Genomic DNA, 22,303 nt, shown 5'->3' on the forward strand with positions numbered 1-22,303 from the left:
GTTACCTGATCTCTCGTGATCGAACGGGTGCCTACTGGTTCGCGGCGGTGATCGCTGCGGCCATATCGGTGGCCGCCTTGTCGACGGTCGCCGCACCGGTGAGCGCCGAGTTGGCGTTGTCCTGGATGGCCTTCGAGACCTGCGTGTAGTTCGGGGTGACCGGACGCGGCTTCGCGTTCTCGAGGGCCGCCTTCAGCGCGGGCAGGTACGGGTACTTCGCCTGCAGGGCCGGGTCGTCGTAGACCGACTTCAGGACCGGCGGGAACGACGCGTCCGCGAACGACATCTGATTCTCGTCGTTCTGGACGAAGGCGATGAAGTCACGCGCGGTCGCCTTGTTCTTGGAGAACACGTTGATGCCGTTGTTGTAGCCACCGAGGGTCGATGCACCCGCGCCGTTCGGGCCGACGATCGGCGCGACGCCGACGTTGCCCTTCACCTTGGAGCCGTCCTTCTGCGCGTTGTCCCACATGTACGGCCAGTTGTAGGCGTACATGGATTCGCCGCCGACGAACGCGAGGGCGGTCTCCTCCTCGGTGAAGCCGGTAGCGCGCTTGGCGATGGTGCCGCCCTGGTAGGCGTCGACCAGCGCCTGCAGGCCGGCCTCGGCCTGCGGCGAGGTGACCTCGGGGGTCTTGCCGTCGGCGCCGACGACCGAACCGCCCCACGAGTTGATGAACTGCGTGGTGTTGACCGTCAGGCCCTCGTACTGCTTGAGCTGGGTGACCATGCAGTCCTGGACGCCCTTGTCCTTGGCGACCGCGCAGCTGTCGGTGAGCGCCTTCCAGTCCGCCGGCGCCTGTGGCGTCAGGTCGGTGCGGTAGTACAGCAGCTGCGCGTTGGTGTTCTGCGGGCCCGCGACCAGCTGGCCGCGGTAGGTGGCGGTCTCGACCGTCGACGGCAGCAGGTTCGCGGTGTCGATGGCCAGCGGACCCTCGAGCGGCTGCAGCCAGCCGTTCGCGGCGAAACCGGCGGTCCAGACGACGTCGAGTGCCATCACGTCGTAGTCGGCGTTGCCGGCCTGCAGCGACTGCTCCAACTTGTTGCGCTGGTCGTCCGCCTCACCGGGCAGCTCCTTGAGCGAGACCTGCTCGTCCGGGTGGGTGGCGTTCCACTTGGCGATCACCGGCTGCAGCTTGTCGGTGTCGTTCTTGCCCATCGCGAACGAGATCGCGCCGCGGCCGTCGAGGTTCTGCGTGGCGGCGTCGGAGGCGCTGGCGCCGCTCCCGCTGTCATCACTCGAGCAACCGGCGAGCGCGAGCAGCGCGACGGCCGAGGCCGCGACCGCAACCCGCGAACGCGTATTGAAAGAACGCATGGTCCACCTTTCAGATAGACGTATCCGGTCCCCCGCGGACATCAGCTCCACCGGACCGAGGCATATGTCGCCGCTCACTCTCGCACGAACCGGTACGGAATTCGGTCATTACCCCCGGACTGGATCGGTCATGGTCACCCGACGCGTCGGCCGTCGGTGACCGAGAACAGGTGCACTTCGGCAGGGTCGACGTGGAGGTTGATCCGCTCGCCGCGATGCGGGGGGTGGCGCCAGTCGGCGCGTGCGACCAGATGATGCTCGCCCGGCCCACCCAGACCGGTGCGTCCGTAGACGAAGGCGTCCGCGCCGAGCTCCTCGACGACGTCGACGTCCATCGGGATGCCCGCATGACCGCCGGCCGACTCGAGGTGCTCCGGACGGATACCGACGACGACCTGGCCCTCGGGGATCTCCGCGATGGTTTCACGGGAAACCGGGATCACCGAGTCGCCCAGGACGACACCGCCGTCGGTGACCGGCAGGGTCAGCATGTTCATCGACGGCGAGCCCATGAATCCGGCGACGAACTGGTTGACCGGCCGGGTGTAGAGCTCACGCGGCGAGGCGCACTGCTGGAGGATGCCGTCCTTGAGGACCGCGACCCGGTCACCCATGGTCATGGCCTCGACCTGGTCGTGCGTGACGTAGACGGTGGTGGTGCCCAGCCGCCGCTGCAGCTGCGCGATCTGGGTGCGGGTCTGCACGCGCAGCTTCGCGTCGAGGTTCGACAGCGGCTCGTCCATCAGGAACACCTGCGGATGCCGCACGATCGCGCGCCCCATCGCCACGCGCTGCCGCTGGCCGCCGGACAGCGCCTTGGGCTTGCGCTCCAGGTACGGCTCGAGGTCGAGCATCTTCGCCGCCTCCAGCACGCGACTCTTGATCTCGTCCTTGGGCGTCTTGGCGAGCTTGAGCGCGAAGCCCATGTTCTCGGCCACCGACATGTGCGGGTACAGCGCGTAGTTCTGGAACACCATCGCGATGTCGCGTTCCTTGGGTTCCTGAGCGGTGACGTCACGGTCGCCGATGAGGATGCGGCCGTCGTACACCTCCTCGAGACCCGCGAGCATGCGCAGCGACGTGGACTTGCCGCAGCCCGACGGGCCGACGAGGACGAGGAATTCACCGTCCTCGATGTGGAGGTCCAGCTTGTCGACCGCGGGGGTCGTCGCGCCCGGGAACAGGCACGTGGTCTTGTCGAATGTCACCGAAGCCATGTGGAACGGTCCCTTCACCGGCAGGAACGTGCCGGACGATCCGAGTCAGGGTGCACGGGCGTGCGGGGCACAGCATAGGCGTAGGCGGGGCCGCGAACCATCAACCGGTTACGGGCCGTAGCCGCACGAAATGGATGTTCTCGCCGGCCGCGCGGAACTCGGACTCGCTGCCGTCGACCTCGAAGCCCATCGTGGAGCACAACCGCACGCCGAGCTTGGGGTGGACGCTGCCGTAGTGCGCCATCAGGTCGCCACCGGCGTCGGCGTCCAGGAACTCCGCCTCGACGGCAGATCTGCGCCGCCCCACCTCGACCCGTGCCCGGGGGTGCGCCTTCAGGTTCCGGTACCAGTCCGACGTCGTCCCGAAGCCGGCCGCGACGATGTAACCGTCCGGCGCGCCGCGGCCGACCTCGTCGTGGTCGACCACCTCGAGAACCACCTGCCGGGTCTTGCCGCTGCGCCGGCCGACGTGTTCGAGGAGTACGAAGCGGTGGCCGAGCAACACACCGAGATGCCACCGGTAGAGCGTGATGGGCATGCGGAAGAACCGGCGCTTCCAGCCGGTGGGCGGGCTCGGGCGCTGCGTGATCCGCACGCCTCCAGTGTGCGCCTCCAACCGCGTGCGGCGGGCCCGACGCGGGGCTACCGTGAGATGCGAGTCCCGGCGCGAAGGAGTCCCACATGACCCGCCCCGTGCGTATCGGCCTGCAACTGCAGCCCCAGCACGCCCCCGATTACGGCAAGATCCGCGACGCCGTGATGCGCGCAGAGGAGGCCGGCGCCGACGTCGTCTTCAACTGGGATCACTTCTTCCCGCTGTACGGCGATCAGGAGGGCGCGCACTTCGAGTGCTGGACGATGCTCGGGGCGTGGGCCGAGCAGACCGAGCGCGTGGAGATCGGTGCGCTGGTGAGCTGCGCGGGCTACCGCAACCCGGATCTGCTGGCCGACATGGCCCGCACCGTCGACCACATCAGCGGCGGGCGGCTGATCCTCGGCATCGGCGCCGGCTGGTTCGAGAAGGACTACGACGCATACGGCTACGAGTTCGGCACCCCCGGATCACGGATCAAGCTGCTGGGGGAGTACCTGCCGCGCATCATCTCCCGGCTGGACAAGCTGAATCCGGCTCCGACACGGCACATTCCACTTCTCATCGGCGGTAGCGGCGAGAAGAAGACCCTGCGGCTGGTCGCGGAGTACGCCGACATCTGGCACGGCTTCGGCGAACGCGACGAGTTCGTCCGCAAGTCCGCGATCCTCGGCGAGCACTGCGGCGACGTGCAGCGCGACCCGCACGAGATCGAGCGCTCGACGTGGTGGCCGGGCGCCGAACTCGCGCCGGCGTACGTCGACGCCGGCGTCACCCTGTTCACGGCGAACACCAGCGGACCCGACTACGACCTCACCACGTTGCGTGAGGCGGTCGCGTGGCGCGACGAACACACACCACCGCAACTCGACGGTCTCGCCTAGACCCGGACCACCCCGATGACCGCCGCCGCTTCCCGAATCCGAGCGGCAGCGGTGCTGCTGGTGGTCCTCCTCCCGGTACTCGTGCTCGCGGCGTGCTCGTCGGGACGGAACTCGTCGGGGACCACCGACCTGTGCGCCCCGCCCGGCGTCGACAGCGCCACCGCGCTGCCCGCCAATCTCGACACCGGCGCCGCGACGGCCGCGGAGGACAAGTACACAACCCCGGACACGCTGCCGGTCAGCGGAATCGACGTGTCGAAGCTGCGCCTCACCAAGCCCGGCACGCTCACGGTCGGGACCCTGTCGGACGCGCCGCCGAGCATCTGCGTCAACTCGCACAACGTCTTCACCGGGTTCGACAACGAACTGCTGCGGGCGGTCGCCGCGAAGCTGGGTCTGCAGGTGGAGTTCATCGGCACCGATTTCGCGGGACTGCTCGCGCAGGTGGCGGGGCATCGCTTCGACGTCGGGTCGTCGTCGATCACCACCACCGACGCCCGACGCGACCTGGTCGGCTTCACCAACGGCTACGACTTCGGGTACTTCGCACTCGTGGTGCCGAACGGCAGTGCGATCAAGGGCTTCTCGGACCTGAACTCGTCCGTCCGCATCGGTGTCGTCCAGGGCACCGTGCAGGACGACTACGTGGTCAACACCCTCGGCCTGAACCCCGTGAAGTTCCCCGACTACAACACCGCGTACGCGAACCTCAAGACCGGACAGATCGACGCGTGGGTGGCACCGTCGCAGCAGGCGCAGGGCGCGATCGCCCCCGGCGATCCGGCGTCGATCGTGCAGAACACGTTCAGCCTCAACAACTACGTGGGATGGGCGGTCGCGAAGGACAACCAACCGCTGATCGACGCGCTCAACTCCGGACTCGACGCGGTGATCGCCGACGGGACGTGGGCGCGGCTGTACTCGGACTGGGTGCCGCGGGAGGTGCCCGCGGGATGGAAGCCCGGCAGCAGGGCCGCCCCCGAACCCGAACTGCCGGACTTCGCGGCCATCGCCGCGCAGCATGCAGCGACAGCGGAACCGTCCACCGTGCAACCGAAGTCGACGCTGCAGCAACTCGGGGCGACCTTCTTCGACTGGGAGCTGTACAAGCGAGCCTTCCCGGACCTGCTGCGCACCGGCCTGCCGAACACGCTGATCCTGGCGCTGTCGTCGGGCATCGCGGGCACGGTGATCGGGATGCTGCTCGCGGTCGCCGGGATCTCCCGGACCCGGTGGCTGCGCTGGCCGGCAAGGGTCTACACCGACATCTTCCGCGGCCTGCCCGCGGTGGTGATCATCCTGCTGGTCGGCCTCGGCGTCGGACCGGTCGTCAAGGGGCTGACCGGCAGCAACCCGTATTGGCTCGGCGCCGCCGCGCTGGCACTGCTGGCGGCCGCGTACATCGGCGAGATCTTCCGCTCGGGCATCCAGAGCGTCGAACCCGGACAGATGGAAGCCGCACGGGCACTGGGCTTCTCGTACCGAAGGTCGATGACGCTGGTGGTGATCCCGCAGGGTGTGCGCCGGGTGCTGCCGGCCCTGATGAACCAGTTCATCTCGCTCATCAAGGACTCGTCGCTGATCTACTTCCTGGGTCTGCTCGTCACGCAGCGCGAACTGTTCGCCGTCGGCCGAGACCTCAACGCGCAGACCGGCAACCTGTCGCCACTCGTCGCGGCCGGCCTGTTCTACCTGGCGCTGACCATCCCGCTGACGCACCTGGTGAACTACATCGACCATCGCCTGCGGACCGGCCGCGCCGACACGTCGGGCACGCTCGACGACCTCGAGCAGGCGATCGTCGTGGAAGGGGGCTGACGCATGCCCGATTCCGTCTCGCTCACCGGCACCGGACTGCACCTCGCGTTCGGCACCAATCGCGTCCTGCGCGGGGTGGACCTGCACGTCGACGCCGGCAAGACCGTCACGGTGATCGGTCCGTCGGGATCCGGGAAGTCGACCCTGCTGCGGGTGCTCAACCGCCTGCACGAACCCGACGCCGGCGACGTCCTGCTCGACGGCCGCTCGGTGCTGCACGACAACCCCGACCGGCTGCGTCAGCGGATCGGCTTGGTGTTCCAGCACTTCAACCTGTTCCCGCACCGCACCGTCGCCGACAACATCGCCCTCGGCCCGCGCAAGCTCCGGAAGATGTCGAAGGACGCGGCCCGCCGCCTCGCGCTCGAACAGCTCGAGTTGGTGGGCCTGGCGCACAAGGCCGACACCCGGCCGGGGAATCTGTCTGGCGGTCAGCAACAGCGCGTCGCGATTGCCCGCGCGCTGGCGATGAAGCCGCAGGTGATGTTCTTCGACGAGGCGACGTCGGCGCTCGATCCCGAACTTGTGAAGGGCGTGCTGGCACTGATGACCGACCTCGCGAAGGGCGGGATGACGATGGTGGTGGTGACGCACGAGATGGGATTCGCGCGATCGGTCTCGGACACCGTCGTGTTCATGGATCGCGGCACCGTGGTGGAAGCGGGTGTACCCGAGCAAATGTTCGACAGCCCCGAAACCCCGCGACTACAGACCTTCCTGTCCGAAGTTCTCTAGAGTTGTTGCCCGGATGGGTCCCAACGTCGTGGATCGTCGGGGAGATGCAATCGATCCATCCCGCGGCCACGCCTTTACGAAGCGAGGCAGTTCTGAAACGCACACCGAGATTGAGATGGATGCTGATAGCGCTGCTGTCAGTGGTGACAATGGCCAGCTGCGGAGCCGGACTGCCGCAGAAGGCACAGGTGCCGGGGCGGGTCGAGGCCGCCTCGGACGGCCTGTACCTGGACGGGCAGAAGTGGTGGCCGGCCGGCTTCAACGCCTATCAACTGTCGACGAACTGGGCGATCAACCGGGGCTGCGGCGGCATGGTCGACCTGCCGACCTACTTCGAATCCCTGCCGCCGCACTCGCTGACGCGCTTCGACGCGTTCCAGGAGCTGGCGATCAACAAGTTCACCGGCGAACTGGACTTCACCGCGATGGACGCCGTCTTCGCGGAGGCCGAGCGCACCGATCAGATGATCGTCCCGGTGCTCTCCGCACAGGACGGCGCCTGCGAGAGCGAGCAGTTCAAGGACCGCTCGTGGTACGTGGGCGGCTGGAAGACCGACGATCAGAACGGCACCCGCCTGACATTCGAGCAGTGGGTCCAGACCGCCGTGCATCGGTGGAAGGACTCCCCGGCGGTCGCGGCGTGGGAGTTGGTGGGCGAACCGGATCCCGGTGAGTGCGTGAACGGGAACTGCGACTGGTGGGTGCGCACGTGCCCACCCGATGCCGCACAGGTGCTCCGCGACTTCATGGAGGAGGCCGGTGCCGAGATCAAGGCGATCGCGCCGAAGCACCTGATCACGGCGGGACTGATCGGCGGCGGCCAATGCGGCACCGGCGGCGACGACTACCAGTACGTGACCGAGTCGGACAACGTCGATTTCGTGCAGTACCACGACTACGGCGCCGACGGCATCCCGCTGCCGGGCGACCAGTGGAACGGTCTGGCCCGTCGGATCGACCAGACCGAGGCGGCCGGAAAGCCGTTACTGGTGGCAGAGATCGGTGAGAACGCCGGCTCGTGCAAGACGCTGCCGGCACGGGCGTCGAGCATCGGACAGAAGATCACCGGTCAACGGGCTGCCGGGACCGCAGGTGCGCTGCTGTGGGCGTTCGTCCCGGATCCGCGAACGAGCGAGTGCACCATGGACATCGGCCTCGACGATCCGCTGCTCCCGCTCATGGCCGGGTTCAACACCCTCGGCTGAGCCCTTCACGATGTGCGCACTTGTCGGTGCCCGGCGAGGCCGAGGAACACCGACAGGTGCGCACATCGAGGTCAGGTCGGAAGCGTGACGATCGTGTCCGCGACCGAGTCGAGGACGGCCCCGAGCGCGCCGATGTCCGGCGTGCCCAGCGCGACCCGGATCGCGTGCGGCACGTACCGGGTGGTCGCGAACGCGTCGGCCGTCGACACCAGGATGCCGTTCTCGGCGAGCGTATTCGCGACCCGCCCCATGCGCAGTTCCGGATCGAGTCGGATCCAGACGAAGTACGACGACGGGTGCGCGAGCATGTCCAGATCCGCGAACGATGCGCGCGCAATCGCCTGTCGGGCAACCGCATCCACCCGCCGCTCGGTCTCGAGGCGATCCACGACACCGTCGCGGATCCATTCGGTCGCCAGTGTGGTCATGATGCCCGGCATGCCCCAGGACGACGCCCGCAGGCACTCGACCACCCGATCGGTGCCATCCGGCGGGGTGACGACGTAGCCGAACCGCAGGCCGGTCGCCACGCTCTTGGACAAGCCCGACACGTAGTACGACCGCTCCGGGGCGAGCGAGGTGATCGGCGGCGGCGCATCGGCGGCGAGGAACGCGTACGTGCCGTCCTCGACGATCGCGCAGTCGTGCGCACGCGCGATGGAAGCCAACCGCTCCCGGTCGGCCGCGTCGAGCACCCACCCGAGCGGGTTGTGCATCGTCGGAATCGTGTAGATGGCCCGGACCGTTCTTGTCCGGCAGAGCCTTTCGAAGGCCGCCAGGTCCGGCCCGGCGCCGTCGGCCGGTATCGGCGCCAGCTCCAGCGAATGCTCGCGGGCGAGCATCCTCAGCCCCGGGTAGGTGAGAGCGTCGGCGGCGACGACGTCCCCGGGCGCAGTGACCGCACCGAACACGACGTCGAGCCCCTGCTGTGCCCCGCCCACGAGGACGACCCGCTCGGGTTCGGCCACGATTCCGCGGCGGGCGAGGTGGTCGGCCACCACGGCCCGCTCGTGTCGGCGACCACCCGGAGGCTGTTGGTAGAGCAGCGATTCCAGGTTCCCCGACGTCGACAGGTCCCGCAGCGAGCGTCGCAGCAGATCGACCTGCTCGGACGCGAGCGGCTGGTTGAACGACAGATCGGCGGCCAGGACGGAGCGGGGTATCCGGGCGACACCCGCGCCCGACGGCACCGGCAGGTCCCGAACGAACGTGCCGCGCCCGGGTTCCCCGACGACCAGGCCGAGCGACGCCAGTTCGGCATACACCCGGGTCGCGGTCGCCAGCGCCACACCGTGCCGGCGGGCGAAGGCTCGGTGCGTGGGCAGGCGGGTACCGGGCGGCAGCTGGCCGGCTCGGATCCGGGCGGCAACGGACTCCGCGAGGCGCCGGTAACTGGGGGCGTTCACCGGAATCGTATCCAGGACAATTTCTGGATTGTCATACCTGGCGACGCTACCGTCCGCGTACAGCTTCCACCAGGACGAAGGACGGACAGGGACCGCGATGACCGAGACGACGTTGCCCGTACTCGATTACCTCGAACGTCAGGTGGCCGGGACGCTCGCCGTCACCGACCGAACCCACATGCGCTATCCGACGGCGATCTCGCAACTGCTGAACATCGCTGTCGTCGACGTCGGTGCGGGTGCCGCGACGGTGCGCATTCGTACCGATCCCGCACTCCACGGCAACCAGCAGGGCACCGTGCACGGTGGGCTGCTGTGCGAACTCGCGGATGCCGCGATCGGCACCGCCCATTCGACGGTCGTCGAACCCGGACAGTCCTTCACGAGCATCGATCTGAAAGCGACGTTCCTGCGCCCGGTGTGGGCGGACGTGCTCACGGCGTCGGCGCGCGTCACGCATGCGGGCCGCACGATCAGCCACTACTCCTGTGAGATCACCCGAGGCGACGGCAAACCGGTGGCGACGGTCACCAGCACCGTGATGACGCTGACCGGCGAACGCGCCGCGGGCCGCTGACTCGGCTCACCTCACTGACCGGCGGACGCGTCGGACGTCCCCAGTCCGTGGAAGGTCTTCTCCCAGTAAGACGGATTGCGGAGCAACTGCCAACACCCCTTGGCGGCCGCGATGCTCATCATCAGCCAGTAGATCGGCACGGTGACGCACGCCAGCAGCAGGTGCGAGTTGCCGCTCTCACGGCAGCCGACGATATTCATGTAGATCGCGGCCGCGTTGCCGAACACCAGCGAGATCAGCGCACCGTAGTAGATGTACGGCGGGAACACGTCCGCCACGATCAGCGGCTGCCCGAGCAGCCACGTGAACGTGATGAACCAGAACACCAGATTCAGACACGCGATGATGGGCGTGCCCGCGAGCAGCAGCGTGAACCGGATGAAGCTGAGCGCACCGAGCGACCGCCACGCTTCGAGCGGCCGTCGGGTGTGCACCAGCCACGACTGCAGATACCCCTTGTACCAACGGGATCGCTGCCGAATCCAGTTGATCGGGTCGCTGTTGGCCTCCTCGATCGTCGTCGAGTCCAGCACGGCCGTCGAGTAGCCGGACGCCGCGATCCGCACGCCCAGGTCGGCGTCCTCGGTGACGTTGTGCGGATCCCAGGCGCCGATCTCGTCGAGCACCCAGCGCTGCAGGTGATTCGACGTGCCGCCCAACGGGATCGGCGATCGCGTCTTCATCAGGCCGGGCAGCAGGAAGTTGAACCACACCGCGTACTCGGCGGTGAACCAGCCGGTGAGCAGATTCTGGCGGCCGTTGTCGTACGCGAGCTTGGCCTGGACACACGCGACGTCGTCGGGCTGCCGGGCGAACGCGGCGACGACGCGGCGCAGCTGCAGCGGATCCGGCTTGTCCTCGGCGTCGTAGATGGTGACGATCTCGCCGGTCGCGAAGTGCAGACCGTAGTTGCACGCCTTGGGTTTGGTGCGCGGCTGCGCGGCCGGCACCAGCACCACCGTCACGATCTCGCCGCCCGGCACCGAGATCGCGTCCCTCGCGGCCTCGACGGTCCGGTGATCGTCCTCCTCGAGCAACAGCAGCACCTGCAGCTTCTCGCGCGGGTATTCGAGCGCGGTCATGCCCGCGACGAGGTCGTAGATCACCTCGGTCTCGTCGTAGGCGGGCACGAGGATCGTGTACGCGGGCAACTCGTCGTCGGGGATGGCCCGCGCCTCGTCGTCGGAGACGGTGACGATGGCGTCCCGGTCGAGCCCGCGGGCAAAGATGATCAACCGGTCGATCATGGTCGCGACGTAAGCGAGCGTGCACACCGCGATGAGCACCGTGAAGGTGCCGATCGGGAAGAAGACCGCACACCCCACGACGACCAGCGCCAGCGCGAGGGCGAGATTGCGCTGCCACGACACGAAGGCGACGGCGGCCGACGCGAGCGGATGCCGCTCACGCAGGCCGTCGACCGCGTCGTTCAGCGCGGCGGCCTTGAACTCGTCGGTGACGGACACCGAACGGTCGACGCTCATGCCTCGTCCGCCTTCCACTGCGCGTCCACCAGTTGGGCCCCCACGACCCCGAGCATGTCGCGATCCTTGTACTCGGAGTTGTCGTCGACGGTGACCGCGTTGCCGCGGATCAGGACGTTGAACGTGTTGGTGACGTCGGACGCCATCGACGGCGTGGGCCGCGGGAAGATCGCGTCCGGGCGGTGGTCGTCGACGGTGACGAGGTTGACCCGCTGGCTCACGTCACCGCGCGTCCACGTGAACGACAGCAGGCTCCATGTGAGCAGCGCCTGCTCGTCGACGATCGTCGACAGCTCGCCCTGCACCCCGTGCCCGAGGTCGACGGGGACGGTGGGGCTGCGGCGGGCGTCTTCGAGACGGTAGAGCGTGTCCGTCGGGTAGACGGTGAGCGTCGCGGGGCGATGGGTGTCGAGCGTGTCGATGACGACGCGTCGGGGCCGCGACTTCGAGTCCCAGTCGGGGTTGCCCTCGTCCGCGACGATCGTCTGCCGGGTCAGGATCGCGCGCCGGCCGAAGAACCGGTCGGCCCAATCGAATTCCTCGGCGTTCTCCTGCGTCCAGCCGTCGGGCACGACCAATTGCGCTGCGGCACCGGGCGGGCCGTCCGCGATGACCGTGGCCGGCGGGTCGGGCAGCGGGATGAGCGACAGGACGAAGGCGACCGCCACGACGACCAGTCCCGACCGGACCAGGCCGGTGCGCACCGCGGTGGGGCGCTGCGGTGCGACCGAGTACGCCGCGCGACGGTCGGTGAAGTAGTACCCGTACTGCAGGTACATGCCGATGCCGACGGTCACCGCGGCCACCGCCGCGGGAACGAACTGCAACACCGGTCGGGGGGCATCCGGGAAGACGAACCAGATGAGGAGCAGCACCGCAAGTCCGACAGCAATGGTCGCCGCCGCACCGATGACACCGCGCTGACGCGTCCGACCGACCGCGATTGCGGTGGCGGTCGCCGCGAGGACGGTCACCACCACGCTCACGTGTTGCGACTGGCCGCCCAGCATCACCACGACCATGCGGTAGGGGAGGGGGGCGATGAGAACCAGCATCAGCCACACCGGCCAGAACCGGCCGACGGGTCGGAGCCCGAACAGCAGGACGGCGGCGCCGACGACGAAAAGCAACCACGACAGCAGATCGATCCGCAGGAGGCTGAACTGCTCCTCGTACCGGGGCAGCAGCAACCACTGGACGGCCACCGAGACGGCGAGGGCGATCCCGCCGACGAGGCTGTCGATCTGGCGATCGTGGATGGGCAGTTCGTCGGCGCGACGCCGGGCGATACCGATCGCGGCGACGCCGGCGAGGAACGGCATGACCAGGACGTAACCGAGGAAGTCGCCGCCGCGCAGGTCGTCGACGGTGCGGACCACCGACGGCCAGAAGGCGGCCAACGAGCAACCGGCGATGACCAGCCACCGCACGAGGATCGAAGCGCTGGTGAACGACGCTGCCACCGAACGCTTCCCACGAGCGTCGGGCGGGCGCGGCGCGGGATGGGCGGCGGCAGCGACGTCGCCGGGCGAGGAGGTGCCGACGCCAGGCATGGCATGCGTCATTGTCGATTTCCTCCCCGCGCACTCGAACGGATGTGCTGTCGTGACGATTTCGCGATCGGTGAGTGCCGCGGTCCGTACCGGCTCGTTTCCTACTCCATACTGACTCATCTCCTCCGCGATCGAAGTGTTACCCGGAGTGACGGGTGTCGCTTGGTGAGCAACCTCTCCGAATCACATATATGAGATTTCAACATTTGAACCTTTGTTTGGTTGGACTACATGGTTAGATTGGACGCGAGCGAAGGTGAGCGCTATCGCCGGTCCGTCGGACCACTGCGGCGCACAAAGAGTTTCAGGGTTTCGGGTGCCACTTCCTTCGTTCAGCCGACCGTCGTCGATTCGCTCGACCGGATGCGGCAAGTACAACGACGGACCGATCTGGGGAGAACACATGGCAGGAATCGGGGCGCACCGCCGCGCGCCGCGTCGACGCACGCTCGCAACTCTCGTCACGGGCACGCTCGCGGCGGTCGCCGTTCTCCTCCCGGGGGTGGGCGCGGCGTCGGCTCAGGACGCGGTCGACTCGACCGACGTTACCGGACAGTCAGTTCCGTTTGCCGAACTCGGACGCCCCGTAGACATCCCGTTCCCGTCGGATGCGGCGCCCGTGACGGTGACGCTTCCGGTCCCGGACGGACTGCAGGCGCAGAGGCTCACCGGAACACTCAGCACCCCAACAGACTTCCGGCAGGGTTGGCTCGAGGTGCGCTCCGAGGGCCGGGTGGTGCAACGCGTCGACATCCCCGCGGCCGCCGAAGCCGGGATCCCGCTGTCGGTGCCGCTCGACGCGCTGACCGTGGCCGACCGCTCGGTCACCCTCACGATCACGAGCCACTACATCCCGATCGACGAGCGCTGCTACGACCGCAGTCAGTTCGCACCGCTGACGCTGCGCGACGCCGCGGTGACCTACGACGGAGTCGAGAAGCAGCCGACGTCCCCGGCGGAGTTCCTCCCGCCGATCCTCCGCAAACTCACGATCTATGTGGCCGACGCGTCTTCCGCAGTCGACCAGAATGCCGCCCTCACGCTGAGCACCGCCGTCGTCAACCACTACGGCAGCCAGCCGACCCGCGTCGACGTGGCCGAACTTCCCGCGCCCGACGCCGTGCCGGACGTGGCCCCCGCGCTGTTCGAGCGCAGCATCGTCGTCGGTGGCGCTACCGAGACCGGGATCGGACTACAGAGCACGCCTGCCGGTGCCCCGGTCCTCCGGATCACCGGGAACGAGAACGCGCTGTCGTCGCAGGTGGATCTCTTCGTCGCCAACCTCGACGGCTACGCGGCCGCCAGCCGCGCGATCGCGGCACCGGACGTCCGGGTCCCCGAGGTGGCGCAGGACGTGGTGACGCTCGAGCAGCTGAAGATCGGATCGCTGACGGCGTCCGGGCTCAATCACATCGAGGTGCCGATCGAGGTCAACCAGACCCAGCTCGGCCGGCCGATCCGGGACCTCTCGGCCCACCTGTTCGGCACCTACGTCCCGCTGCCGCAGTCACGCAGCGGCATCCTCACCGTCGGCCTCGGCGGAACGCAGCTGGCGAGCGCACCGCTCGACGCGTCCGGGAAGTTCGACGTCCAGGTGAACGTGCCGAACAACCTGCTGTCCCGGTTCATGACGCTCACGGTGGCGCTCGACGTCACCGGCGACTTCCAGTGCGGCACGAGCGACGCGTCGTCGCTCACCGTCGATCCGCGCAGCACCGTCTCGTCGAAGCTCGCAGCGCCGCCGCTGCCCGGCGGCTTCGCATCGCTCCCGCAGACCCTGCTGCCCACCGTCGACGTCGGCCTGGGCGACAACGCCCTCGGCGATCTGCGACGCGCCAACCAGCTGCTGATCCAGATGCAGCGCATCAGCTACCTCCCGCTCCAGCCGCGGGTGCGGCCGCTGACCGAGGCGGCCACCGGCACCCTGCCGGCGATCCTCGTCGCGGCCGACGGCAACCTGCCGCAGTCGGTCCGGCAGCCGCTGGAGTCGGCCGACCCGGCACTGCTGGCGCTGCAGGGGGTGACGGGATCGACGCCGTACGGCGCGTTGCAGGTGGTCGAGCAGGGCAATCGCAGCATCGTCCTCGCGACGTCCACCGGCGAGCCCCACGATCTCGACGCGCTGCTCGGCTGGCTGGACGCCGATCCGTCGCAGTTCCCGCGGCTCACCGGTGACGTGCTGATCGGCCCGCGTGATGCCCGACCGTTCACGATCGGCGTGCACGTCACCGACATCGCCGCGCAGGCCGACGCCGAGGACGATTCCGGCATCGGCGTCGGGACGATCGTCGCGATCGTGGCCGGGACGGCGGTCCTCGCCGTGGTCGTGGTCGGCACGACGCTGTGGCTGCGCCGGCGCCGGACGTGACGGCGACGACGGCTCTGCGTTCGGCGCCCCAGCCCGGTGGCGCCGAACGCGCCGCCGCGCCGCACGCCGAGAAGCGCCGCAAGCCGTGGGCGCTGTACGGGGTCCTGTTCGCCGCCTACCTCGCGGTGGGCGTGTGGATGAACCTCGGCGTGGGTTTCATCTTCACCGACTCGCTCTCGCGCGTCGCGGCGGTCTCGGGCGTGCTGCTGAGCCGCGATCCGCACCTCGCCGCGATCGGGTTCGTCTTCACCCCGCTGACCGCCTTCGCGCAGTTGCCGCTCGGGTTCCTCGGGCACTGGTGGCCCGAACTGCTCCGCTGGAATCTCACCGCGGTGGTGATGTCGGCCGCCTTCATGGCCGGCGCCGTCGTCCAGATCCGTGGGATCGCGCGCGACCGTGGATGTTCGACGGTTCTGGTCGTGGTGCTGACCGCGCTGTTCGCGCTCAATCCGATGATCGTCATGTACGCGGCCAACGGCATGAGCGAGGCACCGTTCGTGTTCTTCGTGTGCTGGGCGGTGCGGCGTCTGATGCGGTGGATGCGCAGCGACGGCGTGCACGACCTCATCGCCGCGGGCATCGCGCTGGCGCTGGCGTATCTCACGCGGTACGACGCGATCGCCCCGATGCTCGTCGCGGGAGCGCTCGTCGGCCTGGTCACCGCGGTCCGGCACCGTCCCACCGCGCAGTCGGCACGAGGCGATCGTTGGTGGGCGGCCGCGGTCGACGTCTCACTGGTCGTCGGCCCCGGAGTCGCGGCGTTCGCGGCCTGGTCGTTCACGAGCTGGCTGATCACCGGCACTGTGTTCCAACAGTTCTCGTCGGTGTATGGCAACAGCGCGATCCTCGAACAGTCCGGGGGCGGCAGCACCACCACCGCGGTCGACCGGGCGGTGTTCTCACTGACCGAGATGGCGGTGCTGGGCCCGGCGGTCCCGCTGCTGCTGATCGTCGCCGCGGTACTCGCGTACCGCCGGCGGGACGCCGAGATCCTGGTGCCGTTCACGGTTTTCGGTGCCGTCCTCGGTACGCAGTCGCTGCTGTACCTGATGGATTCGACGTTTCCGTTCCTGCGCTTCTACATCACGATCATCCCCTTTGCGTTCGTGCTCGTGGTGCTGCTCGCACAGAGCCGGGCGCCCGTGATCTCGCACCGCCCAGGGCATTTCGCGCCGGAACCCCGACCGGTCCCGCCGTATCCGGGACCGTCGCCGCTCGTCGCGCTCGCCGTGTGTCTGCTCGTCGGATCGACCGCCGTCACGACCGTCGCGATGGGCAACGCGCGGCTCGCGGCCCTCGAACACTCCATCGCGAGCGCGATCGTGCCAGGCCGGCAGGACCCCGACGAGCTGGCGATCCTGCGGACGTTCGGCGCCGAGCGACGCATCGCCGACTACCTCGACAGCCTCGACCTCCCGGAGGGCTCGGTCCTCCTCGACACCGTCGAGGGCTTCGCGGTGGTCACGGCGTCGGAGAACCCGAAGCAGTTCGTCGTCACCTCGGATACCGACTTCGCGAAGATCCTCGACGACCCCGCCGGGCACGGCGTGCAGTACATCCTGGCAGTGCCGAATACCAAGCGCGGTGTCGCGGACGCCGTGAACCGCCGCTACCCGACGATGTTCGAGACCGGATCGGGCGGCGTCGGCGCGCTCGTCCTCGAGATGCGCAACGACGGTGGCACCGAGCCCGAGATGTGGCGGCTCTACCGCGTGACGGGCCAGCTCACTCCGGGTGGCTGAGCGGCGGTGAAGCGCGCCGTCGGTGCCGAGACCGTCGTTGTGCTCGCTACGACTGCTCTGCCGCGTGCGCTCCGAGCAGGTCCGCGATGGACGGGTTACGGCGAAGGGTCTGCCCACCGCTCACGTGCAGCACCTGTCCGGTGACGTACCCGGATTCGTCACCGGCCAGCCACGCGGCTACGTTCGCGACGTCCTCGGCGACCCCGACCCGCCCGAGCGGAATCTCCCGCAGGTAGAGCGATCGGATCGGCGGATAGTTCAGGCCGCCGCCCGACATCGGCGCGTCCGCGACTCCACCGGGAGCGATCGAGTTCGCCCGGATGCCCCGCGGACCGTATTCGTTTGCAATGCAACGGATGACGTGATCGATCCCCGCCTTGGTGCCCATGTAGGCGGCATGATTCTCGAACATGATCGACGCGGTCACCGACGAGATCTGGATGATCGAGCCACCGTCGGCCATGTTCGCGACCAGGCGCTGGAAGTACTGGAACGGCCCGGTGAACTGGACGGCCGCCATCTTCTCGAGGTCCTCACGCGTGGTCTCCTCGAACGGCGCCAGTAGGCCCCATCCCGTCGCGTTGACCCCTACGTCGATGCGCCCGAACCTCTCCCGTGCGGCGGCGACGAGCGCATCCAGATCCTGTTCCGACGTGATGTCGCACTGCTGCGCCTGAGCGCCGATGTCACCGGCGACCGCCTCGACCGCGTCCGCACGTCGGCCCGCGACCAACACGGCGGCACCGTCCTCGACGTAGCGGCGGGCGATTGCGTGGCCCACGTTTCCGGGCGCTACGCCGAGCACGATTGCGGTCTTGCCGTTCAACTTCTTCGTCATACGAGCCAGTGTGCCTGTCAGCTGCCGAAGAAGTTGCGTGCGTAGAGGTTGATGTCGCCCATCGCCCCGCTGTAGACGTTCAGGTCGACGTTGCCGTTGACACCCGGGATCCGACCGCTGTCGGTGTACTGCCAGAACGTCCAGGTGGGCCAGCCACCCGGCAGCGGTCCGGGTTCATTGCGACCGTTGTAGTCGGCGATCCACAGCGGGTAGCGGGTGAACTCGTTGGTGTTGGCCATCGCTGTGCGCCAGAAGTTGGGGTAGGTGTAGATGATCGGCGTGCGCCCGGTGAGCGACTGCACCGTGTTGAGGTAGCGGTGCGTCCAGTCGATCAGCTGCGGTGCCGACAGGCCGCCGGTGGCCTCCAGGTCGAGGACGGGCGGCAGCCCACCCAACTGGTTGACCGCGAGCGCTGTCGTGGTGAAGAACGCGGCCTGCGCCTCGGGCGAGGCCGTGGGATCGGCGTAGTGGTAGGCGCCGCGGGCCACGCCCGCGACCCGCATCGAGAGGGAGTCCTGCGCGAAGAACGGGTTGGTGTAGAACAGCCCCTCGGTCGCCTTGACCATCGCGAAGTCGTGCCCGGCCTCATGCACTTGGAACCAGTTGATCGGCGCGCCGGCACCGTGTTGCCACGACGAGACGTCGGGGCCCTGTGGATTCGCGGCCGCGACCGCGGGGGCTGCCACGGTCACCGCCCCCGCCAGGAGCACTGCAGCGACACGGACAAGGGATCGGCACGAGTTACTCGGCATCGCCCGAGACTAAACGACTTCCTCACCGCGCGCGCCGATTTCACAGCAATGTTCATCTTCTCCCAGCCACTTCCCAGCCGAGTTCAGCCGAGCCAGTCGAGCACGGCCGCCGCCGTCCACGACTGCTGCATGCTGCCGAGCGGGCGGCCCGTGAACGGTTCGTAGTACTCCGCGAAGCTGCCGTCGGCGGCCTGGCGCAGCCCCTCCGCCCGCAGTATCGACGACCGTTCGGCCCACCCACGACGCGCGAACGCCCACGAGAACAGCCACGTCATCACCGGCCAGACCGGTCCGCGCCAGTACTCGCGGGGGTGGAAGTCACGGGAGACCGGCGACGTGGACGGCGGAACCGCATACCGCAGATCGGGGTGGCTGCAGAACCGCGGACCCTCGAAGATGTGCAGCAGGTTCCGCTCGACGCGCCTGTCCAGCCCGCCGCACAGCAGGGGAGCGAACATCGCGATCGTGTCGGTGCCGAGGCGCCGTCCGCTGCGGACGTCGAAATCACTTGCGGCACCGGTCCGCTCGTCCGTCGTGGCGATGACGCCCCTGCGGAAGTGATCTGCCCAGTAGTGCAGTTCCCGCACATCGGAGTTGGGGCGAGAATGCTCCTCCCCGATCACGGCGAGCACGTCGCACGCGAGTGCGAAGATCGCGCTGACGAACACGTCCTCGACCGCGAAACTCATCTTGTCGGCGAGCGCGTCGTCGTCGTAGCGGACGCTCTTCATCTCCTCGAGCAGCCACAGATAGCGGTCGTACTCGCCGTTGGTGGGGCGCTGCGAGGTGTCGGTGACGACCGTGACGTCCTCGCGGCGGTACGGCGGGACCGGACCGGGAATCACATTGGCGTAAGCGACATCCCATCGGGGCGAATTGTCCATTCCGGACTCCCACCCGTGGTACAGCGTGATGCGGCCGTTCCCGTCCCGGTCCCGGGCGTGGGCGAGCCACCGGTGCCACCGCATCAGATCCGCCCAGCGGCGGTCGAGGAACTCCTCCGCGGCCGCCCGCGTGCTGCGACCGTGCCGTCGCGCATGGTCGAGGATCCGCTGCACCGCGATCGCGTGCACCGGCGGCTGCGTGATGCCGGAGGTGTCCACCCCGATCGGCGCGTGGTCGGCCAGCTCCCGGCATTCCCAGCGCGACGGACCGGGGAAGTAGCCGTCGACACCGTTCGCGAACACGATGTGCGGGATCATCCCGTTGCTCCACTGCGCCGACAGCAGTGTGTCCAGTTCGGTCACCGCCCGCTCGACGCTCAGCGGCGCCAGCCCCACCGCGACGAACGCCGCGTCCCAGCTCCACATGTGCGGATACAGCCGCGGGGCCGCCGTGGTCATGGTCCCCAGGTCGTTGCCGCGCAACAGATAGGCGGCCCGCGCCGCGAGCTGGGTCGGCGTGAATCCGGGGTCGATCATCGTCCCATTCTGCGACTCACCCCGCGAACGCGCGCGTCCAGGCGAGCAGATCGTCCGCCGGCCAGGTGTTGACGACCCGCTCGACCTCGACACCGCAGCGGATCGCCCGCTCGCAGCCGAGCCCCTGCCAGGCCAGCTGTCCGGGCGCATGGGCGTCGGTGTCGATCGAGAACAGGCAGCCGATGTCCACAGCCAGGTCGATCAGCCGGCTCGGCGGGTCGCGCCGCTCGGGGCGGCTGTTGATCTCGATCGCGACGTCGTGGTCGCGGCACGCCTGGAACACCTTCTCGGCGTCGAACTTCGACTCGGGACGGTTGCCGCGACGGCCCTCGACGAGGCGGCCGGTGCAGTGACCGAGGACGTTCACCCGAGGATTCCGGACCGCTCCGAGCATCCGTCTGGTCATCTCACCCCGATCCGCGCGCAGGTGCGAGTGCACACTGGCGACCACCACGTCCAGTTCGTCGAGAAGCTCCGAATCCTGGTCCAGCGCACCGTCGTCCAGGATATCGACCTCGATGCCGGTGAGGATCCGGAACGGCGCGAGGTCCCGATTCAGGTCGCGCACCACCGCGAGTTGGTCACGCAGGCGCTCGGGGGACAGCCCATTCGCGACCGTCAGCCGCGGAGAGTGATCGGTGAGCGCGCAGTACTCGTGGCCGAGCGCAGCCGCGGTCCGCATCATCTCGTCGATCGGGCTGCCGCCGTCCGACCAGTCCGAGTGCACGTGCAGGTCACCGCGCAGCGCCGGCTGCAGGTCGCCGCCGTACCCGATCGGCTGCGCGGCCTCCCGCAACTCGCGCAGGTACTCGGGCACGCCCCCGGCCACGGCCTGCTCGACGATCGCCGCGGTCTTCGCCCCCACCCCGGGCAGCGCGGTCCACCCGCCGCCCCGCTGACGCGCCTCCCGCTGGCTCTCGGTGAGCCCCGCGACGACGTCCGCGGCCCGGCGGTACGCCTTGACGCGAAACGAGTCGGCGCGGCCGCGCTCGAGCCAGAACGCGACCTCGCGCAGTGCGTCGACCGGATCCATACCTTCATCGTGCACCCGCGGGCGCGAGGTGCGTGCCGATCGAGCGGACCCGGATGATCGTGCGTCTACCCTCGGTTGCATGGCATCCCAGCACCCCACCGCGCTGATCACGGGCGGAAGCCGCGGCCTCGGTGCCGCGATCGCCCGCGAGCTCGCGCCCAGCCACCAGCTGATACTCGGTGGGCGCAGCGCCGAATCGCTCGAGCCGATCGCCGGGGAACTGGCCGCCGCACCCTGGCCTGTCGACCTGACCGACTACGCGGCCGTCGCCGAGGCCGTCGCCGACATCGATCGACTCGACGTGCTGGTGCACAACGCGGGCGTCGCGGAGCTGGCGACCGTCGCCGAGACCTCCGTCGACATGTGGCACCGGACGCTCGACGCCAACGTCGTCGCGGTCGCCGAACTGACCCGCCTGCTGTTGCCCGCGCTGCGGGCGGCCCACGGGCACGTCGTGTTGATCAATTCCGGCTCCGGACTGCGCGCCAACGCCGGATGGGGCGCGTACGCCGCGAGCAAGTTCGCGCTGCGCGCGTTCGGGGACGTCCTACGCCTCGAGGAGCCGATGCTGCGCGTCACCTCGATCCACCCGGGCCGCATCGACACCGACATGCAGCGCGCGATCGTCCGCGCCGAGGGCCGCGAGTACGACGCCGATCAGTTCCTCACCCCGGAGACCGTGGCGCGCGCGGTCCGGCACGCCGTCGAGACGCCCCGGGACGCGCACCCCACCGAGATCGTGCTGCGCCCCGTACCGAGGTAACCGCTCGCTGCCGCCCCGGCCCCGTCGCGGTCGGGGTTACCGGACCGTCGTGATGGTCAGCACCGCGCAGGGATCGGTCATCTCGAAGGCGTCGCCGCACCCGGGCGGGAGCAGCACCGCGTCCTCCGTCACCGGATCGACGAGGACCAGCAGCGCAGCGGGATCGGCGCCCGCGGGCGGCCGACCGATCCGCACCGTCGCCGTCGCCCGGCCTCGCCGCACCATCACGTTCAGCGCCCGAGTGGGCGTTTCCACCCGGCACTGCGGCGCCCACTCGCCCGGAAACGCGAACGTCTCCAGCGGTGCGACGACATGGCGCACCACGTTGGGCGCACCGTCGTCGACCGCCTCCGACCCGAACGGTGCCCCACTCAACTCGATCGGTACCGCACCGATCGGTATGAACCACCGGTCGTATCCGTCGATCACCGAGAAAGTCGATGACGTCGGCTCGTCGGCGATGCTCACCCGCCACAGGTCGGTCTCGGCAACCACCTGGGTAGTGCCCTGGCCGTTGCGCCAGCGCACCGACTCCCGGTCGTCGCGGGTGGTCCGACGCGCCTTTGAGCCCGGCGAGTACGGTTCGGCGTTCACAGT

The 22,303-nt window shown here is 68.8% G+C and carries 19 protein-coding genes; 8 read left to right on the top strand and 11 right to left on the bottom strand.

The window, feature by feature from the left end:
- Nucleotides 1–31 precede the first annotated feature (31 nt).
- From ACQ5DX_RS23390 to ACQ5DX_RS23400, 3 genes are all read right to left on the bottom strand, one after another.
- Nucleotides 32–1,318, bottom strand: coding sequence for an ABC transporter substrate-binding protein (locus ACQ5DX_RS23390; RefSeq protein WP_430334858.1), 1,287 nt, complete (start codon nt 1,316–1,318; stop codon nt 32–34).
- Nucleotides 1,319–1,452: 134 nt separating this feature from the next.
- Complete coding sequence (locus ACQ5DX_RS23395) at nt 1,453–2,535, bottom strand: ABC transporter ATP-binding protein (protein ID WP_430334859.1); 1,083 nt, start codon at nt 2,533–2,535, stop codon at nt 1,453–1,455.
- A 100-nt stretch (nt 2,536–2,635) separates the two neighbouring features.
- A complete protein-coding gene (locus ACQ5DX_RS23400) occupies nt 2,636–3,130 on the bottom strand; it encodes a nitroreductase family deazaflavin-dependent oxidoreductase (protein ID WP_430334860.1) in 495 nt (164 codons plus the stop codon).
- A gap of 86 nt (nt 3,131–3,216) precedes the next feature.
- On the opposite strand from ACQ5DX_RS23400, the gene ACQ5DX_RS23405 reads away from it, so the two are divergent.
- From ACQ5DX_RS23405 to ACQ5DX_RS23420, 4 genes are all read left to right on the top strand, one after another.
- Complete coding sequence (locus ACQ5DX_RS23405) at nt 3,217–4,011, top strand: LLM class F420-dependent oxidoreductase (RefSeq protein ID WP_430334861.1); 795 nt, start codon at nt 3,217–3,219, stop codon at nt 4,009–4,011.
- Nucleotides 4,012–4,026: 15 nt separating this feature from the next.
- On the top strand, nt 4,027–5,829 hold the full coding sequence (locus tag ACQ5DX_RS23410) for an ABC transporter substrate-binding protein/permease (RefSeq protein WP_430334862.1): 1,803 nt from the start codon (nt 4,027–4,029) through the stop codon (nt 5,827–5,829).
- Nucleotides 5,830–5,832: 3 nt separating this feature from the next.
- Nucleotides 5,833–6,564, top strand: coding sequence for an amino acid ABC transporter ATP-binding protein (locus ACQ5DX_RS23415; RefSeq protein ID WP_430334863.1), 732 nt, complete (start codon nt 5,833–5,835; stop codon nt 6,562–6,564).
- 119 nt (nt 6,565–6,683) lie between these two features.
- On the top strand, nt 6,684–7,769 hold the full coding sequence (locus tag ACQ5DX_RS23420; RefSeq protein ID WP_430334864.1) for a beta-mannosidase: 1,086 nt from the start codon (nt 6,684–6,686) through the stop codon (nt 7,767–7,769).
- Between the two features lie 71 nt (nt 7,770–7,840).
- On the opposite strand, the gene ACQ5DX_RS23425 is transcribed toward ACQ5DX_RS23420, so the two are convergent.
- Entirely contained in the window at nt 7,841–9,175 is a 1,335-nt protein-coding gene (locus ACQ5DX_RS23425; RefSeq protein WP_430334865.1) for a PLP-dependent aminotransferase family protein, read from the bottom strand.
- Nucleotides 9,176–9,353: 178 nt separating this feature from the next.
- On the opposite strand from ACQ5DX_RS23425, the gene ACQ5DX_RS23430 reads away from it, so the two are divergent.
- Entirely contained in the window at nt 9,354–9,752 is a 399-nt protein-coding gene (locus ACQ5DX_RS23430; RefSeq protein ID WP_430335781.1) for a PaaI family thioesterase, read from the top strand.
- An 11-nt stretch (nt 9,753–9,763) separates the two neighbouring features.
- Here the strand turns inward: ACQ5DX_RS23430 and ACQ5DX_RS23435 are convergent, their stop codons facing one another.
- Nucleotides 9,764–11,236, bottom strand: coding sequence for a glycosyltransferase (locus ACQ5DX_RS23435; protein ID WP_430334866.1), 1,473 nt, complete (start codon nt 11,234–11,236; stop codon nt 9,764–9,766).
- The gene (locus ACQ5DX_RS23440) at nt 11,233–12,801 is read right to left on the bottom strand and encodes a hypothetical protein (protein ID WP_430334867.1); all 1,569 of its coding nucleotides are present in this window, start codon (nt 12,799–12,801) and stop codon (nt 11,233–11,235) included. Before ACQ5DX_RS23440 ends, ACQ5DX_RS23435 begins: the two co-directional genes overlap by 4 nt.
- Before the next feature lie 391 nt (nt 12,802–13,192).
- Between ACQ5DX_RS23440 and ACQ5DX_RS23445 the strand changes: the two genes are divergently transcribed.
- On the top strand, nt 13,193–15,157 hold the full coding sequence (locus ACQ5DX_RS23445; RefSeq protein ID WP_430334868.1) for a hypothetical protein: 1,965 nt from the start codon (nt 13,193–13,195) through the stop codon (nt 15,155–15,157).
- Nucleotides 15,154–16,899, top strand: a complete 1,746-nt coding sequence (locus ACQ5DX_RS23450) for an ABC transporter (protein WP_430334869.1) — start codon at nt 15,154–15,156, stop codon at nt 16,897–16,899. Before ACQ5DX_RS23445 ends, ACQ5DX_RS23450 begins: the two co-directional genes overlap by 4 nt.
- Nucleotides 16,900–16,945: 46 nt before the next feature.
- Here the strand turns inward: ACQ5DX_RS23450 and ACQ5DX_RS23455 are convergent, their stop codons facing one another.
- The 4 genes from ACQ5DX_RS23455 to ACQ5DX_RS23470 all read right to left on the bottom strand — a co-directional run bounded on the left by ACQ5DX_RS23455 (nt 16,946) and on the right by ACQ5DX_RS23470 (nt 20,943).
- Nucleotides 16,946–17,737, bottom strand: coding sequence for an SDR family NAD(P)-dependent oxidoreductase (locus ACQ5DX_RS23455; RefSeq protein ID WP_430334870.1), 792 nt, complete (start codon nt 17,735–17,737; stop codon nt 16,946–16,948).
- Nucleotides 17,738–17,754: 17 nt separating this feature from the next.
- Nucleotides 17,755–18,489: a glycoside hydrolase family 25 protein gene (locus ACQ5DX_RS23460; RefSeq protein ID WP_430334871.1), complete on the bottom strand. Its 735-nt coding sequence runs from the start codon at nt 18,487–18,489 to the stop codon at nt 17,755–17,757.
- An 83-nt stretch (nt 18,490–18,572) separates the two neighbouring features.
- The gene (ggh, locus tag ACQ5DX_RS23465; protein ID WP_430334872.1) at nt 18,573–19,910 is read right to left on the bottom strand and encodes a glucosylglycerate hydrolase; all 1,338 of its coding nucleotides are present in this window, start codon (nt 19,908–19,910) and stop codon (nt 18,573–18,575) included.
- A gap of 16 nt (nt 19,911–19,926) precedes the next feature.
- Nucleotides 19,927–20,943, bottom strand: a complete 1,017-nt coding sequence (locus ACQ5DX_RS23470; protein WP_430334873.1) for a PHP domain-containing protein — start codon at nt 20,941–20,943, stop codon at nt 19,927–19,929.
- Between the two features lie 79 nt (nt 20,944–21,022).
- Between ACQ5DX_RS23470 and ACQ5DX_RS23475 the strand changes: the two genes are divergently transcribed.
- Nucleotides 21,023–21,706 (top strand): SDR family oxidoreductase, encoded by a 684-nt coding sequence (locus ACQ5DX_RS23475; RefSeq protein ID WP_430334874.1) that lies wholly within the window; start codon nt 21,023–21,025, stop codon nt 21,704–21,706.
- Nucleotides 21,707–21,742: 36 nt separating this feature from the next.
- Here the strand turns inward: ACQ5DX_RS23475 and ACQ5DX_RS23480 are convergent, their stop codons facing one another.
- Complete coding sequence (locus ACQ5DX_RS23480) at nt 21,743–22,300, bottom strand: HutD family protein (protein ID WP_430334875.1); 558 nt, start codon at nt 22,298–22,300, stop codon at nt 21,743–21,745.
- Nucleotides 22,301–22,303: the final 3 nt, after the last annotated feature.

The organism is Rhodococcus sp. ACT016 (assembly GCF_050477185.1).
In the GTDB taxonomy this organism is placed as follows: Bacteria; Actinomycetota; Actinomycetes; order Mycobacteriales; family Mycobacteriaceae; genus Prescottella.

Excerpts from the sequence above, each read along its gene's own strand:
- ggh (WP_430334872.1), bottom strand. The coding sequence starts at position 19,910 with ATGATCGACCCCGGATTCACGCCGACCCAGCTCGCGGCGCGGGCCGCC.
- ACQ5DX_RS23460 (WP_430334871.1), bottom strand. The coding sequence starts at position 18,489 with ATGCCGAGTAACTCGTGCCGATCCCTTGTCCGTGTCGCTGCAGTGCTC.
- ACQ5DX_RS23455 (WP_430334870.1), bottom strand. The coding sequence starts at position 17,737 with ATGACGAAGAAGTTGAACGGCAAGACCGCAATCGTGCTCGGCGTAGCG.
- ACQ5DX_RS23420 (WP_430334864.1), top strand. The coding sequence starts at position 6,684 with ATGCTGATAGCGCTGCTGTCAGTGGTGACAATGGCCAGCTGCGGAGCC.
- ACQ5DX_RS23475 (WP_430334874.1), top strand. The coding sequence starts at position 21,023 with ATGGCATCCCAGCACCCCACCGCGCTGATCACGGGCGGAAGCCGCGGC.
- ACQ5DX_RS23440 (WP_430334867.1), bottom strand. The coding sequence starts at position 12,801 with ATGACGCATGCCATGCCTGGCGTCGGCACCTCCTCGCCCGGCGACGTC.
- ACQ5DX_RS23435 (WP_430334866.1), bottom strand. The coding sequence starts at position 11,236 with ATGAGCGTCGACCGTTCGGTGTCCGTCACCGACGAGTTCAAGGCCGCC.
- ACQ5DX_RS23390 (WP_430334858.1), bottom strand. The coding sequence starts at position 1,318 with ATGCGTTCTTTCAATACGCGTTCGCGGGTTGCGGTCGCGGCCTCGGCC.
- ACQ5DX_RS23430 (WP_430335781.1), top strand. The coding sequence starts at position 9,354 with ATGCGCTATCCGACGGCGATCTCGCAACTGCTGAACATCGCTGTCGTC.
- ACQ5DX_RS23410 (WP_430334862.1), top strand. The coding sequence starts at position 4,027 with ATGACCGCCGCCGCTTCCCGAATCCGAGCGGCAGCGGTGCTGCTGGTG.
- ACQ5DX_RS23415 (WP_430334863.1), top strand. The coding sequence starts at position 5,833 with ATGCCCGATTCCGTCTCGCTCACCGGCACCGGACTGCACCTCGCGTTC.
- ACQ5DX_RS23405 (WP_430334861.1), top strand. The coding sequence starts at position 3,217 with ATGACCCGCCCCGTGCGTATCGGCCTGCAACTGCAGCCCCAGCACGCC.
- ACQ5DX_RS23395 (WP_430334859.1), bottom strand. The coding sequence starts at position 2,535 with ATGGCTTCGGTGACATTCGACAAGACCACGTGCCTGTTCCCGGGCGCG.
- ACQ5DX_RS23470 (WP_430334873.1), bottom strand. The coding sequence starts at position 20,943 with ATGGATCCGGTCGACGCACTGCGCGAGGTCGCGTTCTGGCTCGAGCGC.
- ACQ5DX_RS23445 (WP_430334868.1), top strand. The coding sequence starts at position 13,193 with ATGGCAGGAATCGGGGCGCACCGCCGCGCGCCGCGTCGACGCACGCTC.